This is a genomic window from Streptomyces sp. NPDC101776, from assembly GCF_044766845.1.
GTDB lineage: Bacteria > Actinomycetota > Actinomycetes > Streptomycetales > Streptomycetaceae > Streptomyces.
On sequence record NZ_JBIWMV010000006.1, the window covers coordinates 256,306 to 271,394 of the forward strand.

20 protein-coding genes are annotated in these 15,089 nt (G+C 69.0%); 9 read left to right on the plus strand and 11 right to left on the minus strand.

From position 1 onward, the window contains the following. Window positions 1–45 precede the first annotated feature (45 nt). The 3 genes from ACIRRY_RS21790 to ACIRRY_RS21800 all read left to right on the plus strand — a co-directional run bounded on the left by ACIRRY_RS21790 (window position 46) and on the right by ACIRRY_RS21800 (window position 2,230). Complete coding sequence (locus tag ACIRRY_RS21790) at window positions 46–354, plus strand: hypothetical protein (protein WP_403975128.1); 309 nt, start codon at window positions 46–48, stop codon at window positions 352–354. Window positions 355–503: 149 nt separating this feature from the next. After that, entirely contained in the window at window positions 504–1,181 is a 678-nt protein-coding gene (locus tag ACIRRY_RS21795; protein WP_403975130.1) for a DUF4232 domain-containing protein, read from the plus strand. Window positions 1,182–1,321: 140 nt separating this feature from the next. Next, complete coding sequence (locus tag ACIRRY_RS21800; RefSeq protein WP_403975132.1) at window positions 1,322–2,230, plus strand: NAD(P)-dependent oxidoreductase; 909 nt, start codon at window positions 1,322–1,324, stop codon at window positions 2,228–2,230. Between the two features lie 23 nt (window positions 2,231–2,253). Here the strand turns inward: ACIRRY_RS21800 and ACIRRY_RS21805 are convergent, their stop codons facing one another. The 7 genes from ACIRRY_RS21805 to ACIRRY_RS21835 form a co-directional block, all read right to left on the minus strand. Further along, window positions 2,254–2,724 (minus strand): hypothetical protein, encoded by a 471-nt coding sequence (locus ACIRRY_RS21805; protein WP_403975134.1) that lies wholly within the window; start codon window positions 2,722–2,724, stop codon window positions 2,254–2,256. A gap of 75 nt (window positions 2,725–2,799) precedes the next feature. Then, entirely contained in the window at window positions 2,800–3,024 is a 225-nt protein-coding gene (locus ACIRRY_RS21810; RefSeq protein WP_403975136.1) for a DUF397 domain-containing protein, read from the minus strand. A 341-nt stretch (window positions 3,025–3,365) separates the two neighbouring features. Further along, window positions 3,366–4,196: a helix-turn-helix domain-containing protein gene (locus ACIRRY_RS21815; RefSeq protein WP_403975138.1), complete on the minus strand. Its 831-nt coding sequence runs from the start codon at window positions 4,194–4,196 to the stop codon at window positions 3,366–3,368. Beyond that, on the minus strand, window positions 4,193–4,717 hold the full coding sequence (locus ACIRRY_RS21820) for a DUF6879 family protein (protein ID WP_403975140.1): 525 nt from the start codon (window positions 4,715–4,717) through the stop codon (window positions 4,193–4,195). Before ACIRRY_RS21820 ends, ACIRRY_RS21815 begins: the two co-directional genes overlap by 4 nt. Then, a complete protein-coding gene (locus tag ACIRRY_RS21825; protein WP_403975142.1) occupies window positions 4,701–4,892 on the minus strand; it encodes a hypothetical protein in 192 nt (63 codons plus the stop codon). The genes ACIRRY_RS21820 and ACIRRY_RS21825 overlap by 17 nt, the downstream gene beginning before the upstream one ends. 100 nt (window positions 4,893–4,992) lie before the next feature. Then, entirely contained in the window at window positions 4,993–5,181 is a 189-nt protein-coding gene (locus ACIRRY_RS21830) for a DUF397 domain-containing protein (RefSeq protein ID WP_403975144.1), read from the minus strand. A gap of 16 nt (window positions 5,182–5,197) precedes the next feature. Beyond that, window positions 5,198–6,049 carry a helix-turn-helix domain-containing protein gene (locus tag ACIRRY_RS21835; protein WP_403975146.1) on the minus strand — a complete coding sequence of 284 codons (852 nt, stop codon included), beginning with the start codon at window positions 6,047–6,049 and terminating at the stop codon, window positions 5,198–5,200. A gap of 162 nt (window positions 6,050–6,211) precedes the next feature. Between ACIRRY_RS21835 and ACIRRY_RS21840 the strand changes: the two genes are divergently transcribed. Beyond that, entirely contained in the window at window positions 6,212–6,712 is a 501-nt protein-coding gene (locus ACIRRY_RS21840; protein WP_403975148.1) for an ATP-binding protein, read from the plus strand. 10 nt (window positions 6,713–6,722) lie between these two features. Here ACIRRY_RS21840 and ACIRRY_RS21845 read toward each other — a convergent pair whose 3' ends face one another. Continuing rightward, entirely contained in the window at window positions 6,723–7,085 is a 363-nt protein-coding gene (locus ACIRRY_RS21845) for a hypothetical protein (RefSeq protein WP_403975149.1), read from the minus strand. A 90-nt stretch (window positions 7,086–7,175) separates the two neighbouring features. Here ACIRRY_RS21845 and ACIRRY_RS21850 point away from each other — a divergent pair, with 90 nt between their 5' ends. After that, window positions 7,176–8,126, plus strand: a complete 951-nt coding sequence (locus ACIRRY_RS21850) for a GNAT family N-acetyltransferase (RefSeq protein WP_403975150.1) — start codon at window positions 7,176–7,178, stop codon at window positions 8,124–8,126. A 64-nt stretch (window positions 8,127–8,190) separates the two neighbouring features. On the opposite strand, the gene ACIRRY_RS21855 is transcribed toward ACIRRY_RS21850, so the two are convergent. After that, entirely contained in the window at window positions 8,191–9,600 is a 1,410-nt protein-coding gene (locus ACIRRY_RS21855; protein ID WP_403975576.1) for a M1 family metallopeptidase, read from the minus strand. A gap of 140 nt (window positions 9,601–9,740) precedes the next feature. On the opposite strand from ACIRRY_RS21855, the gene ACIRRY_RS21860 reads away from it, so the two are divergent. Together ACIRRY_RS21860 and ACIRRY_RS21865 are read left to right on the plus strand one after the other, a co-directional pair. Next, window positions 9,741–10,145, plus strand: a complete 405-nt coding sequence (locus tag ACIRRY_RS21860) for a hypothetical protein (RefSeq protein WP_403975152.1) — start codon at window positions 9,741–9,743, stop codon at window positions 10,143–10,145. 68 nt (window positions 10,146–10,213) lie between these two features. Next, window positions 10,214–10,714 (plus strand): hypothetical protein, encoded by a 501-nt coding sequence (locus ACIRRY_RS21865; protein ID WP_403975578.1) that lies wholly within the window; start codon window positions 10,214–10,216, stop codon window positions 10,712–10,714. A 99-nt stretch (window positions 10,715–10,813) separates the two neighbouring features. Here the strand turns inward: ACIRRY_RS21865 and ACIRRY_RS21870 are convergent, their stop codons facing one another. After that, a complete protein-coding gene (locus tag ACIRRY_RS21870) occupies window positions 10,814–11,521 on the minus strand; it encodes a pentapeptide repeat-containing protein (RefSeq protein WP_403975154.1) in 708 nt (235 codons plus the stop codon). A 254-nt stretch (window positions 11,522–11,775) separates the two neighbouring features. Further along, window positions 11,776–12,303 (minus strand): RNA polymerase sigma factor, encoded by a 528-nt coding sequence (locus ACIRRY_RS21875; RefSeq protein ID WP_403975157.1) that lies wholly within the window; start codon window positions 12,301–12,303, stop codon window positions 11,776–11,778. Between the two features lie 134 nt (window positions 12,304–12,437). Between ACIRRY_RS21875 and ACIRRY_RS21880 the strand changes: the two genes are divergently transcribed. Next, window positions 12,438–13,403 carry a zinc-binding dehydrogenase gene (locus tag ACIRRY_RS21880; protein WP_403975159.1) on the plus strand — a complete coding sequence of 322 codons (966 nt, stop codon included), beginning with the start codon at window positions 12,438–12,440 and terminating at the stop codon, window positions 13,401–13,403. A gap of 56 nt (window positions 13,404–13,459) precedes the next feature. Next, complete coding sequence (locus ACIRRY_RS21885) at window positions 13,460–14,986, plus strand: MFS transporter (RefSeq protein ID WP_403975161.1); 1,527 nt, start codon at window positions 13,460–13,462, stop codon at window positions 14,984–14,986. Window positions 14,987–15,089: the final 103 nt, after the last annotated feature.

The window sequence follows — 15,089 nt, forward strand, 5'->3', positions numbered from 1 at the left end:
CGCCCCAACCTGGCCAAGATCCGCTTCTGTCTTGGAGGTTGAGTCTTGCGAAGACGTACGTTCGTCACCGCCCTCGGCGCCACCGTCGCCGCGTCCGCCGTACCGGGAGTGGCGCGGGCCGCCACCCCGCTCATAGCCCCGACACTGACGGGCGCACCCGATGACGATCATCGGTCAACACGTCGAGACCCAGCGGGAGTTGTACAACGCGAGTTACGGGGCACGGCGGCGGGTTCGAACGCGCTGACCCGCAGCCCGTGGGTGATCTGGAGCACCACGGACCAGGTGGACATGGGGGGTTCGGGCACGGGGTTCGGGCAGAACTTCGGCTGGAGGTCGGTGCACGCGCACTGAGCGCGGCGTCCTTCCGAACGAGGGCCCGTGGCTCGAATGCTGATGCGACGTCAGAACACCTCGGTTACAGGTCTGTTGAGAACCGGCTTCTACTGTGGTGATCAACACGGCGCTCGTCGGCGCCTCTTATCCAACGGAGAAGCACCACGATGCGTCTGCTCCACGCCGCCACCGCACTCGCCGCCACGTCCGCGCTCGCCCTGGCGCTCACCGCCTGCGGCAACGGCAGTGGCAACGACACCGCGAGCGACCAGTCGTCCGCACCGACCTCCTCGTCCTCGGCCACCGCGACCGGCGGCGCCTCGGCCGAGAACGCGGGTGACACCAAGGACACGGGCAGCAGCACCGGTGGAGGCGGCAGCAGTGCCACGGGCGGCAGCACCGGCGGCGGTACGGGCACCGGCACCGGCGCGAGCCGCTGTCACACCGCCGGGCTGGGCTTCTCGTTCGGCTCCGGCGACGGCACGGTCAGCAGCTCGGACGACCAGCAGCACCTGGCCGTCGTACTGAAGAACAAGACGTCCGCCGCGTGTACCGTCCAGGGCTTCCCCGGGGTCGACCTGAAGTCCTCCGGGGGAAGCTGGTCACTGACCCGCAGCGGTGCGACGCCCAAGAAGGTCACCCTGGCCGCCGGCAGCAGCGCGACGTTCACCATCAGCTTCCTGCCGTGGAACGAGGGCAGCGGCACCGAGTTCAAGGCCACGTCCGTCGTCGTCACGCCGCCGAACGAGACCACCTCGGCCACCCTGACCTGGCCGGGCGGCAGCGTCCTGCTCCAGGACGGCGCCACGCACCCCGGCACCTACACCGGCCCGGTCGGCGACTGACGGCCGGACTGGGCTGATCACCCACGACGTCTTCGTCTCCCGGGTGATCCATAGTGTCTCCAAGTGACCCGACGGCGGCGGTCGTTCGCAAGCGCCGGAGGGAGACGACAGACACGACTACCTGCCACGGCGGTGATTCTGTGCCCTTGCTCTTGCCCTCGCCCTTGCGCGTAACCCTCGTCGGTGCCGGCCGAATGGGGACACCTCTGTGCGGACGCTTCGTTTCGGCGGGCCACACGGTGACCGTCGCCGATCTGCGTCCCGAACGGGAAGAAGCGGTGCGCTCGTTGGGCGCGGACTGGGCGCCGTCCGTCACGACGGCCGCGGCCGGGGCGGACGTCCTGGTCACCGTGGTTCCCGGCCCCGACGAGGCGGCGGCGGCTCTTCCGGATGCCGTGTTCGCCGCCCTGGCCCCTGGGGCGGTGTGGATCGACATGACGAGCAACTCCCCTTCAGTCGCGCGGGAGTTGCGCGAACGCGCCGGTGCCCACGGCGTCGATGTCCTAGAAGCGCCGATGGGCGGCAGCCCCGAGGACGCCGAACACGGGCGCGTGCGGCTGTTCGTGGGCGGTTCCGCTGAAGTTCTCGACCGGTGCGGGCCGCTGCTGGAGGCCGTGACGACATCGGACCGGATCCGCCACATGGGCGGCCCCGGAACCGGCTACACGACGAAACTCCTCATCAACCTCCTCTGGTTCGGGCAGGCCACGGCAACCGCCGAGGCCCTGCTGCTCGGACGCCGGTCCGGCATCGACCTCGCGGCCCTGCGGGACACGCTGGCCGACAGCGCTGCGGGCAGCGACTTCATCCGCCGGGACCTGTCGGCGCTGTTCGCCGGGGACTACCTCCGCTCCTACGGCCTCGACCGCATCCACGACCAGCTCCAGGTCATCACCGACGAGGCCCAAGCCCTCGGCACCCCGCACGAGTTGGCCGACACGGTGTTGCGCATCCACCGGCTGGCCCTGGAGCGCTTCGGCCCTGTGGACGGCGAACTCCTTGCCGTAGCCCTCCTGGAGGAGGCCGCCGGTACGCTGCTGCGTCCTTGACCGGGCAGGGCAGGGCAGCGAGGCTACTCCCCCACAGGGCAAGGCAGTTGGGGTGCCGCAGCGTTCGGGGAACAGGTGACGAGGGCGATGGACAGGTACGAGGGCCGTTCGAGGTAGAAGCCGTACGACACATCGACCCCCGCCGCCAGGTGCTCCACCGCGGAGTCGACGAGCCGGGCGAGGCGGGCGATGTCCCGCTCCGCGTGGGAGGCGAACCGCGGTCCGTGCTGGGCGAGTTGCTCGCCGAGCCAGGTCGCCGCCTCTTTCGCCTCACCCCATGTGCCTCGCACGAGGGGACGGGGCTTGATGAGCCAGTACGCCGTTTCCAGGGGTGGCAGATCGGACGTGGGGAACTCTGCGGCCACCTCGCGGTAGCGCTGGATCAGCTCGGGTCTGCTTCCGGCGGGCGGGGGCTCCGGGTGCGGGGGCCGACGTAGGGCTTCTTGATCGAAGCGTTGTTTGGGGCCGGTCCACAGATAGGCGTGGTGGTGCACGTGTCGTTCCTCTTCGGTGTGGACGGTCCCGGCCCTGTGGAAAGGCGGGCCGGGACCGGTCGGAGAGCCGGAGGATCAGACCTCCAGTCCGAACCGCGCCGGATCGATCCCGGCCGCGTCCAACTCCTCCGTGGTGAACCGCAACGGCTGCACACCCGGACGCTTGCTGTCGCCCAACGCCCAGATGCCCTCGGCGATCCGGGCCAGGGTCACGCACCCTTCGGTGCAGGGGCCGCCGCAGGCCTTCACGAATGAGGCTCCGCTGAGGTCGAGTGCGTACAGGTCAGTTCCGTTCTGCATCGCTGCACCTTCCTGTTCGGCTGATCGCGGCCGTGGCTGACCGCCGCCGCCCGTATTGGGCGGGAGTTCTTGGGGGGGGCGGGAGACAACAGCCTCAGAGATCGGAGCGCTTACCGCGCCCGGCGCAACACGGGCACTGGCACGATCTCCCGCTCACGACGCGTGCGCTTCTGTCTGGTGCCGGCGCATCCTGACATTCGCGTCGGCCACAGCGCCGTGGTCGCCTGCGGACCGGGCGTTCTCGCGGGTCACTGACAAGGACAGGCAGGCGGAACAACCAGGCACCGGCGAAGGCTCTTTGCTCTCCATGCCTTCATCTTCGGCGGGCCACGGATACGCCTCTAGCCTGTTTCCTGTTCCCGCAAGAAGTCGTCACGGATGCCCTCGATCAGGCTTCGCATGTCGTCACCGGACAACGCAACGCGCGCGAATCCCTCGAACTTCTCGATGTAGAGGCCAATATCTCTGGGGTCCGTGACGATCACCTCAGCGTGGACCGTTTCTATGGTGACCATGCGGTCGTCGCGGATGACGAAGGCATGATCCGCGATGTCTTGCTGCTGAGACCGTAGGGGGACCACGCGGATGTCCACATGAGAGAGCCGCGAAATGGAAGCAATGCGGTCGATCTGCGCGGCCATCATCTGGGGTCGGACAATTCGCCACCGCAGGACGGGTTCCGTGATGATGAATCGCAGTGACTTCGTGTTTTCGTAAAGGACCGATTGGCGTTCAAGTCGTCCGGCGATCGTCCTGGTGAGCGCGTCCTCACTGAGATTGTGGCGTTGCAGAATGGACCAGATGTACTCCGGTGTCTGGAGCAGGCCAGGAACCAGGGCCGGTTGGAAAAGCCGCAGTGTCGACATCTGCGCTGCCAGGGCCTTGACGTCCTGCTGGCCCTTGTGAACTCCGATCCGCTTGAGGAGACGCCATGCCGTCGCCTCCGTGGCGGACGCCCTCGCTGCCTCGGTGTACTCCGCCTTGACCTCATCGGATACGCCTATGGCGGTCAGGATGCGCTCCACGTCGGTCGCACCGACCGCGAGTTTCGCATTCTCGATCTTGGACAGCTTGGACGGAGACATGAGGGCACTGCGGGCAACTGCCTTGGCTTCCTTTCCGGATGCCACTCGCAGCGCCCGCAGCGCGGCTCCCAGCTGTGCTCTGTTCACTCCCCGTACTTGGCCCACCATTCGGTGAACGGCTCCGCCTGGGCAAGGGCCATGTCCCGGAACCGCGTGAATTCTGCCGCGCGCTCTGGTGGCACGACCTCCACGCCCAGGAACTTTCCGGTTCCGTCGTAGTCCATCGCGGCCACGGACTCGGAGTCGAAGAACCAGAAGTCCGGCACGCCCTCCAGGGGGTTGGCCCTCTCAGTGATGTCGAGGATGAAGAACTCCTCGCCTCCCGACATGTTCTTCTGGTACCCCCACCCGAGTTCGAACCTGAGATAGTCCGAGAGCGGGCGCGACACCATGTGAACCCGGTAGACCCTCTTCCCCCTACCGGTGTGTGATCGGAGCTCTTCGATCCAGCCCGAGTTGTAGTCGTCCGGCTGTGGCTCCCCCGCCAGAAAGGCGTGATAGGCGTCGACGTTCCCGGACTTGCTGTAGTCGTCCAGGGTTTCGAGACGAAAGGCCTCGCGCTCGAAGGTGTCGAAAAGTTCCCCGAGGGTCCTAGATGAGGTTGTCACGGATGGCCTTCTGGATCAGTTCCATCGGAATCTCGACGAGGGTCTCGTGGGCGGGAATGCTCAGCCCGTGATCGGTTGGTGTCTCACCCTGCACCAGAAAAGTGCCTCGATCCGTTGCGTAGATCGTCGGGCAGTCCTTGATGTCACACGTGCTGACCAGCTTGGTGACCTTCATGCTCCGGGTTCCCCCTCTGCCATGGCGTCTGAGTTGATGCTCCCGAGGGCGGGGCAGACAGGTCAAGCGATCACGATTGACGGAACGGGAAATCGCGTGACTATGGGGTACGCCTTGGGTCTTGACCGGTCTTGATCGTGAGGAGCAGGGCGTGGAGGCGGGCGGGCGCGGCAGTCACGACCATGTTTGGGGTGTCGCTCTCGCGGAGGAGTATTCGGCCCTCGTGGTGAGCGAGTTCGAGGCAGTTGCCGCCCTCGATGCCGGAGAAGGACGACTTCTGCCACTGCACGGACAACGGGGGCCTCTCAGAGTTCTCGGGCGATGTGATTGATGAGTTGCCGGGACTTCACTTCGCTCAGCGACAAACGCTCAGCGAAGTCGAGCAGCATCCGGTACCTGTTCAGCTGTGCCTCGGCCCCCAGGTAGGAAATCCCCATAGGGCTGTCCAACTGGACCGTGTCGAGCTGTGGTACGACTCCCCCGGCATACGTAGGGGCGTCCGTCGCCTCGATGAACTCCTCGCAGGTGAAGGGGAGTACGCGCAGTGTGACGGACGGCTGCTCCGACGCTTCGAGCAGGTACTCCAACTGCCCCCGGGTAACTTTGCGGCCTCCGAAGCGCATACGCAGCGCCGCCTCATGAACGATGACCTCGAGTGGGAGCGGCACGTCCCGCTTCAGGACGCTCTGTCGCCGCAGGCGGAAATCGACCCGCGCCTCGATGTTCTCGGCGGGCAGTACATGCCTGTAGCTGTGATGGATCGCCCGGATGTACTCCTCGGTCTGCAAGATGCCCGGCACATTGATCACGTTGACGCAGCGCAAGTACGTTGCGTGGTGCTCCAGTTCGGCGAGGTCGAGAAAGCCGGGGGCAAGCATTCCGCGGTAGTCCTCCCACCACCCCTTCCCCCGCTCCTCGGCCATCGCGCACAGCGTCTCGACGAGCTTCCCGTCGGACGCGGAGTAGAGCGTGGCCAGCCGCCGCACGCGCTCCGCGCTCACGCCCCAACGCCCGGCCTCGATATGGCTGATCTGAGCCTGGTTGCCGCCGAGGAACGCCCCCGCCTCACGGGCCGCCATCCCCGCCGCCTCGCGAAGCTTGCGCAACTCCGCGCCGAGCCGGGCCTGACGAACCGTCGGGCTACTCCTGGGTGGCATCACTTTCCTCCTGGTCGAGCGGTCCAAGTCTGCCGGGCAGGCAGGCGACGGGTCCACTCGGACGAGTGGCAATTCCGTCACATGAATGCGACGGTACATAGATGTGCCCTACTGTCGTTCTCGGCAACACACACCAGTGAACCCACAGTGCAGCCATGCCAGTTGGCCCGGCCGAGCCATGGAGGTGTCGCCGCGAACGCCCCGTACCGGCACGAGCGAACAAGAAGGAGCCCCCATGGACCCCAACCCCGCCCCACACCCCCACAGATCTACCGCCTCCGCACCCCCAACTCCCCCACCAGCCCCAAGATCTGCCGAGACCTCGTCGCCCTCCTCCTCCAGGTCACCGGCCACCCCCACCACGTCGACACCGCCAGACTCCTGGTCTCCGAGATCGTCACGAACGTCAATCTGCACACCGACTCCCTGTCCGTACGCCTCGAAGTCGATCTGCGCCACGACCGGTTACGCGTCTCGGTCCATGACGACGCCCTCGACGCCGACCCTCACCAGAAACCGGGCGACGCGTACGACGAGAACGGTCGAGGGCTGAGGCTGCTCACCGGGCTCGCCCAGGACTGGGGTGTGCAGCGCGGCGTCACCACGCACGGCATCCCCGGCAAACGGATCTGGTTCGAACTCGGCGGGGCGGTCGGTCTATGAGCCCGCGGCGTCAGCCGACCGAGTCCACCGGGCCCTCGAAGCCCGCGCTGTCGCAATATGCCACCGCCCGCCCCTCGGCCCCGGTGTCGCCGCCGATCGCGTTGACCGTGTCGTCGAGGATGCGGGTGCCGCCGTGTTCCAGGCCCGCCTTGTCCAGCTTCTTCGCGGCGTAGAGGACCGCGTTCCCCGCCGATTCGACGTTGGCCGTCCTCGCGCGCACCTCGTGCTGCCAGGCCCCCAGCTTGGCGCAGTACTCCTCCTGCCACGCCTTGTCCTGCGCCGAATCGCCCGACGAACAGCCGCTCATCAGGACCGCCGCGACGACAACGGCCGCCGCCTGTAAGACCGCGCCCACCCCATACCTGTGCCGCATGGACATGCCCTCCCCGAAGACGCCGACACAGAGTATGGATCACGCAGGTGTCGCCTCGCGCCGGATCCGCGCAGCACTAGCGTGCCCCCCATGTTCCTCGAACCGCTCACGCCCACCGAGGCCGGCGCGCTCCCCGGTGAGCTGCTCACCGAGCTGACCGCCCTCTACGCCTCCAACCACGCGTTCCACGCGCTCAGCGGCGACTTCCCGGACCCGGAGGACATCCGGCCCGAGCAGGTGGCGACCGCGCTGGCCGACGAGTTGGCCGACCCGGACGTGGAGGTGCTGCTCGCGCGCAGTGCCGGGCGGCTCGTCGGGATCGCGATCACCCTCGGGGCGCATCCCGACCCGGAGGACGACGACCCCTGGATCGGGCTGCTGATGATCGACGCCGCGCAGCAACAGCGCGGGCAGGGGCGGCAGTTGGCGTCCCTCGTCGAGGAGCGTTTCCGCGCGGCCGGCCGAACCGCCGTACGTCTGGCCGTCCTTGACAACAATCCCGGCGCCCTCGCCTTCTGGAACACCCTCGGCTACGACGTCATCGACCACCGCCCCGACCGCCAACTCGGCCGTCCCTGCGCCGTGTTGCGCAAGGAGCTCCGCACGATCCGCCACTCCGCCCGCGTCGCCGTACTCGACCCCGACGGCTCCGTCTTCCTCTTCCGCTACGACGATGCCGCGACCGGCGCCTTCTGGGCCCTGCCCGGCGGCGGCCTCGAAGGGGACGAGACCCCGCGCGAGGGCGCCCTGCGGGAGTTGCGCGAGGAGACCGGCTGGACCGACCTGGAGCCCGGACCTCTGCTGTCCACCAGGGAGGTCGACTTCGCCGTCTCCGGCACACCGGTGCATCAACACGAACGCGTCTACGTCACCCACGGCCCACACCGCGAACCCACCGGCCCCCACCTCGCCGCCGCCCACACCGAGGAGGGCATTCTCGGCTGGCGGTGGTGGACACGGGAGGAGCTGCGCGGGGCGACGGAGACCGTGTGGCCGGCCGAACTCGCCCGGCTGCTGGACGAGTTGGAGCAGCAGGGCTGACGGATCGGGAGCGGGAGGACGGGAACAGGAGGACGGGAACAGGAGATCGGGAACGGCGGATCTATCAGGGGCGGGGCGGCTTTCCATTTCCGTACAGCCAGGTCTTCCAGATTCCGCTGAAGTCCCGTCCCGGCGCCATCCGTTCCACGTACGCCGTGAAGTCCGCCGTGTTCGCGTTGCCGTAGCGGTGCGCCGCCGCCCAGCCCTGGACGATGTCGTAGAAGCGCGCGTCGCCGACCGTGCGGCGGATCTTGTGGAGGACCATCGCGCCGCGTTCGTAGACGGGGCTGTCGGAGATGTGGGCGGCGGAGGTGGGGCGGGCCGGGGGGAAGGCCCAGATGTCGTCGCTGTCGCCCTTGTCGCCCTTGTAGAGCGCGTCGAAGGTCTGCTGGGCGGTGTCGCCGTCGTGGTCCTCGGACCAGAGCCACTCCGCGTAGGTCGCGAAGCCCTCGTTGAGCCACATGTCGCGCCAGGTCTTCGGGGTGACGGAGTCGCCGTACCACTGGTGGGCGAGTTCGTGGACGAGGGTGGCGGTGTCGGGGGCGCCGGGGAAGAACGGGCGGTTCTGGGTCTCCAGGGCGTAGCCCGCGTCGCCCCGGCGGTCGACGATCGCGCCGGTGGAGGCGAAGGGGTACGGGCCGAAGTTGTACTCCTCCCACTCCATGATCTCCGGGAGCTGTGCCAGTACCTTGCGGCTCGCCGCCGCCTCGTGCGGGTCCACCGCCGTGTACACGGGGAGGCCGTTGCCGGTGGTGGTGCGGGTGATGTCGTAGTGGCCGATCACGACCGTGGCCAGGTACGTCGCCATGGGGTGTGCGGTGCGCCAGGTGGTCGTCGTACGGCCGTCTCCCGTCGTCGTCTCCGAGCTCAACTCGCCGTTGGAGACCGCCTGTAGGCCCTTCGGGACGGTGATCGTGATGGCGTACGTCGCCTTGTCGGAGGGGTGGTTGTCGCTCGGGAACCATGCCATCGCGCCGGTCGGTTCGCCGAGTGCCAGCGCGCCGTCCGCCGTACGCAGCCAGCCCTCCTCCGAGCCGTCGGGATCGGTGAGCGTCTCGGGGGTGCCGGAGTAGCGGACCGTCGTCCTGAATGTCTCGCCCTTGGGGAGGGTGGTGGGTGGGCGGACCTTCAGTTCCTGGCCGGTGCGGGTCCAGGAGGCCTTCTTGCCCTCCACCGTCAGCGAGTCGACCTTCATGCCCTTGAGGTCCAGGTCGAAGGCGGAGAGGGCGGCGGTGGCCCGGGCCGTGATCGTCGTCGTGGCGGTGAGGTGGTGGGTGGTAGGGGTGTAGGCGAGGGTCAGGTCGTAGTGGGTCACGTCGTAGCCGCCGTTACCCGCCTTCGGGAAGTACGGGTCGTGTACGCCCGCGCTGCTGGCGGTGCCCTGTACGCCTGCCGTCCCGCTGCACGCCGTCAGGAGGAGGGCCGTCAGTGCGCAGGCGGTGGCCGTGGGGACGCGGGGCGAGGGTCGGGGCACGTGTCGGGGCACGTGCGCGATCCTATGAGTTCCCCATGTCGCCGCCCCGGCTCGGCTCCATGACGTACGGGACGCGCTGCGCGGGTTCCGCACGGAAAACCCGTGGGAGTCGGAGGTCGTCCCCTGCCATTGTGCTTGCCATGTCCGCACGGAATCGAAGACTGCCCAGGCACCGTGCCTGGCCACTGACCACCACCGACATCGCCGAGTGCCTGGGCCCGTTACTGACCCGTGTCACGGACCTGCGGTTTCTCACCGGGCAGGACTGCGGGAGCATCGTCCTGGGAGCGGCCTGGGTCGCTCCCGGACCCCGCGCCTACGGCCGCGGCATCCACCCGGACTCGGTCGGCTTCCGGATGGACGTCCACCCGGTCGACGCCCCTGAGCGTGCCGCCACCCGCGCTGTCCTCCGTGCGCGCGCCCTCCCTCAACTCCATGACTGGATCACGCGGGCGATCTCCGCCGACGAGACCTGGCGGCTGACTCCTCACCAGCACTACTGGCGGCTCGCCGACGGCCGGCTCACCCACCACGACAAGGCGTGAACCCCGGCCCCACCCCGATCGTTCTCGCCGTCACGGTCACCCTCACCGGCCGTGACACCATCTCCTACGTGCTCGACATCGGCTACGCCCTCTCCAACCGCTTCCCCGACCCCCCGCAGACCGACTACCGGCGTGCGGACGTCCACGCGCTGCGGCACGACCTGTTCTGCGGTGACGTGTATCTCGCCGACACCAAGGCGGACCGGGAGGTGTCCACGGCCTGGGGATGGGTGCCGGTGCTCGACTTCGCGTGGGCCTTGTGCGACATCGTGGAGCGGATCGACCAGGACCCGGCGGGGTCGCGGGCGTCCCGGCCGCAGCGGGCGGAACTGGACTTCACGGAGTCGACCGACCGGATGCTGTTCGAGCGCCGGTTCGGGTGGGTCGACGTCGAGGCGGACTGGATGCGGCAGGATGAGGAGGCGTTGACCTTCTCGCACGCCGAACTTCGCCGTGAGGGGCGGGATTTCCTGCACGATCTGATCGCCGACCTCGTCGATCTGCACGAGGAGTTGGGTGAGAACCCGGCGATCTGGACGTTGCAGGCGAGGTTTCCCCGGGTTCAGTGAGCGTCTGGGGGCTGCGCCCCCAGACCCCCCTTCGGCCTGAACGGCCTCGTCCTCGAACGCCGGACGGGCTGGATCCACACCCTGCGCTGAAAAGTCCCGTCACCCCTCCACCCGAATCCCCATCTGCACAGCCAACACCGGCGCCAGATCCAGCAGTTGCCCCATGCTGATCACCGCCCCGGACAACCGCTCCACCCCCCGCGCGATCTCCAGCTCCGCCACCCCGCGCAGATCCACGTCCTTGAACGTCACCCCCGTGAAGTCCACCCCCTTCAGCGCGCAGTCCACGAACTCGACGCGCTCCAGGTGGGCGTCCAGGAAGTCCGGTTCGACAAGGACGCAGCTCTCGAAGACGACGTCGCGGAGTCTCGCCTTGCGGAGGTTCAGGTAGTCGATCTTGCCGCCGCGGATCACCACCCGTTCCAGAACCGCGCCGTGGAGTTGGACACCGCCCATCCTGGGGTCGATCACCTCGACGTCGCGGAGGGTCGACTCCGCGAGGTCGGTGCCGACACCCCGTAGGCCGGTGAGGACCGAGTCGAGGACGCGGGCGTGATGCAGTCGCGTCTCGTCCAGCGCGCAGTCCGTCAGGGCGCAGTCCATGAAGCGGGCGCCCCCGCCGTCCTGCCCGACGAAGTCCTCGTCCCGGAACTGCACCCCGTCGTAGTCCCCGTCCGGCTCCAACTCCCCGCCGCCGTACGCCTCCAGAGTCGGCAGCCGCACCTCCGGCCGCCGTGCCCCCTTGACCCCACCCGTCCCGCGCGTCCCGCGCGTCCTACCCGTGTCGCCCGTCGCTCTCCTCGCCATGCCCTCCATCCTGCACCCCGCCACTGACATTCCGGGGTGCCGGCCGGTGCCCCGGCGGTCGCGGGGGCCACCGGGGCGGGCGGGAGGGTCAGCCGCAGAGGGGCAGGTCGACCGACTCGCCGCCGTGGAGGACCGTGGGGGCGAGCGGGGAGACCTCGATGACCGAGCCCGGCCTGCAGTTGTCGACCACTCCGTGGGTGACCTTGCCGACCTTGAGGCCGCCCCGCGCCAGTGCCTCCTTGGCCGACGCCAGGTCAAAAGCCCTTCAGGTCGAACGGCTTGACGTAGGGGACGGTGGTGACGTTCCCCTTCTCCGTGGCCTTGGTCGTGGTGGTCCGGGCGGCGGGCACGGAGTGCGAGCCGGTACCGCCGGTGGCCAGGGCGGTGCCGACCGTGGCCACGACGATGACCGCGGAGAACGTGGCGATGAGACCGGCGCGCCGGCGGCGGGTACGGCTCTTGATGCCGACGGCGTCGAAGTGCGGCGCGGGCGAGGTGTGGGCGAAGTCGTTCATGGCGGTCACCAGTTCCTGTTCGAAGAAAGCGAGTTGGATGCCGGCGATCGTGTGCCAACGGCGGCAGGCGCGTTCCAGGGTTTCCTGGACCAGGTCCTCGGCGGCCTCGCGGCTGCCGGTCAGGACCAGGGCCCCGCGGAACAACGCCCCCGAGCGGGTCGTGACGAAGGACTGGAAATCCTCCCCCGGAGGCCAGCCGGTTCGGCCGGTTCGGCCGGTTCGGCCCGCCTCGGAGAGCAGTGCGTTCCATTTCGCTGCCAGAGCCACGCCGCCCCTCCTTTCCCGTCCCCCTATGGCCGCGAAGGGTCCCTTTCTGCTGCACCGCTTCTTTGAGACCTGGATCAGGCGGGAAAGGAGGGGCACTTGACCTCAAGCAGGCTTGAGGTTGAAGGGTGGGACCCATGCGCGCCATACGCCTGCACACCTTCGGTCCGGCCGAGAACCTCATCCACGAATCCGTCGACGACCCCTCCCCCGGCCCCGGTCAGGTCCGGATCGCCGTCGCCGCGGCCGGGGTCCATCTCCTGGACACCGTGCTGCGGGCGGGCGAGCGGGGCCCGTTGCCCGAACTGCCCGCGCTGCCCACCGTCCCGGGCCGCGAGGTCGCCGGTGTCGTCGAGTCGCTCGGGGACGGGGTCGCCGGGCTGTGGCTCGGGAAGCGGGTGGTCGCGCATCTCGGGTTCGCGCCGGGCGGATACGCCGAGTTGGCCGTGGTCGATGTCGACCGGGTGCACGAGATCCCGGCGAACCTCGACTTCGCGCAGGCCGTCGCGATGATCGGGACGGGGCGTACGGCGATGGGGATCGTGCAGTTCGGCGAGCTGGGCGCGGACTCCGTGGTCGTCGTCCCGGCCGCCGCCGGTGGGCTCGGGACGCTGCTCGTGCAGCACGCCCGGCATGCCGGTGCCACCGTGATCGGGCTCGCGGGCGGGGCGGAGAAGGTCGCCCTCGTGCGGGCGAACGGCGCCGATCTCGCCGTCGACTACACGGACCCGGAGTGGCCGGGGAAGGTCCGGGCCCGGCTGGGCGGGCGGCACGCGACCCTCGTGTTCGACGGGGTGGGCGGCGATGTGGCGCGGGAGGCGGTCGGGCTGCTCGGGGACGGTGGGCGGCATGTCGTCTTCGGGTGGTCGAGCGGGGAGCCGTATGCCCTCGAAGGGGTGTCCGAGCAGGTGCTCGGGCCCGTGATGATGCGGAAGGCCGGCGGGCCCAGTCCGGTCCGGACGCTGGAGTTGCGCGCGCTCGCCGAGGCCGCGGCGGGGCGGCTCGTGCCTGCCGTACGGCGGTTTCCGCTGGCCGGGGCGGCGGACGCGCACCGGGCACTGGAGACGCGCGGGACGACCGGGAAGGTAGTGCTGGAGCCGTGAGCGGGCGCGGCGGGGCCGGGGATGCGATTCATGCTGATTCATGGTCTTCTGACCAGATGAGTGTCACCCGAACAGGTGAAGCCGGAACGACGGCCGAGGGTGCCGATCCCCGCCGCTGGTGGGGGCTGGTGATCATCGCGCTCGCGCAATTGATGGTCGTCCTCGACGCGACGATCGTGAACATCGCGCTCCCCTCCGCACAGCGCGACCTGGGCATGTCCGACGGCAACCGGCAGTGGGTCATCACCGCGTACACCCTCGCCTTCGGCGGGCTGCTGCTGCTCGGCGGGCGGATCGCCGACCTGGTGGGGCGCAAGCGGACGTTCGTCATCGGGCTGATCGGCTTCGCGGGCGCGTCCGCGCTCGGCGGCGCGGCCACCACCTCCGGAATGCTGTTCGGCGCCCGCGCCCTCCAGGGCGTCTTCGCCGCCGTACTCGCCCCGTCCGCGCTCTCGCTGCTGACGACGACGTTCACCGACCCGAAGGAGCGCGGAAAGGCCTTCGGGATCTACGGCGCGCTCGCGGGCAGCGGTTCGGCGATCGGCTTCATCGCGGGCGGGCTGCTCACCGAGTACCTGAACTGGCGCTGGTGTCTGTACGTCAACATCCCCATCGCGGTCGTCGCCGTCTTCGGCGCGTTCGCCCTGTTGCACGACCGGCCCGGCCACACCGGCGCCCGGCTCGACGTGCCGGGTGTGCTGCTGGGCTGCGGCGGGCTCGTCGCGATCGTCTACGGCTTCAGCGAGGCGGAGCCGCGCGGCTGGACGGACCCGCTGGTGCTCGGCCTGTTCGCGGCAGGTGTCGTGCTGCTCGTGTCCTTCGTGTGGTGGCAGCACCGGGCACCCAGCCCGCTGCTCCCCCTGCACATCGTCAAGGAGCGCAACCGGGCCGGCTGCTTCCTCACCATGGGCCTCGCCGTGATCGGCATGTTCGGCATGTTCCTGTTCTTGACCTACTACCTCCAGGTCATCCTCGGCTACTCGCCCGTGAAGACCGGCATGGCCTTCCTGCCGCTCACGGTCGCGATCATCATCGGTTCGACGCAGATCTCGGCCCGGCTGATGCAGCATGTGCCGCCGCGCACCCTGATGGTGCCGGGCGCGCTCCTCGCGGCGGGCGGCATGTCCTTCTTCACCCGGCTGACCGTCAACTCGGAGTACGCGACCGAACTCCTGCCGGGGCTGCTGCTGATGGGCCTCGGCATGGGCCTGATCTTCATGCCGGTGTTCGCCACCGCCACCGCCGGGGTCGCCCCGCGCGACTCGGGCGTGACCTCCGCGACCGTCAACACCGCCCAGCAGGTGGGCGGTTCGATCGGTACGGCGCTCCTCAACACGATCGCCACCACCAGCAGTACGGCCTATATCGTCGCCCATCTGCACAGCCCGGCCGAGAAGGCGCTGATCACCAGCAAGGGCATCGTGCACGGTTACACGGTCGCCATCTGGTGGGCCGTCGCCGTGATGCTGCTGGCGGGACTGGTCGCGGGGCTGATGGTGACGGCTCGGGCGCCCAAGCACGGGGCCGGTGCGGGGGCGCCGGTGCCGGAGGGGGCGGCGGCGCAGTCGAGGTCCGCGACATGAGTGACGCCCCGGAGCCTGGAGGCGCAGGGCGTCACTCACCGAGTCGACAGAGACACGGGCCCGACCACGACAACTGGCCCGACCAGGCCAACGGTCTCGCCAG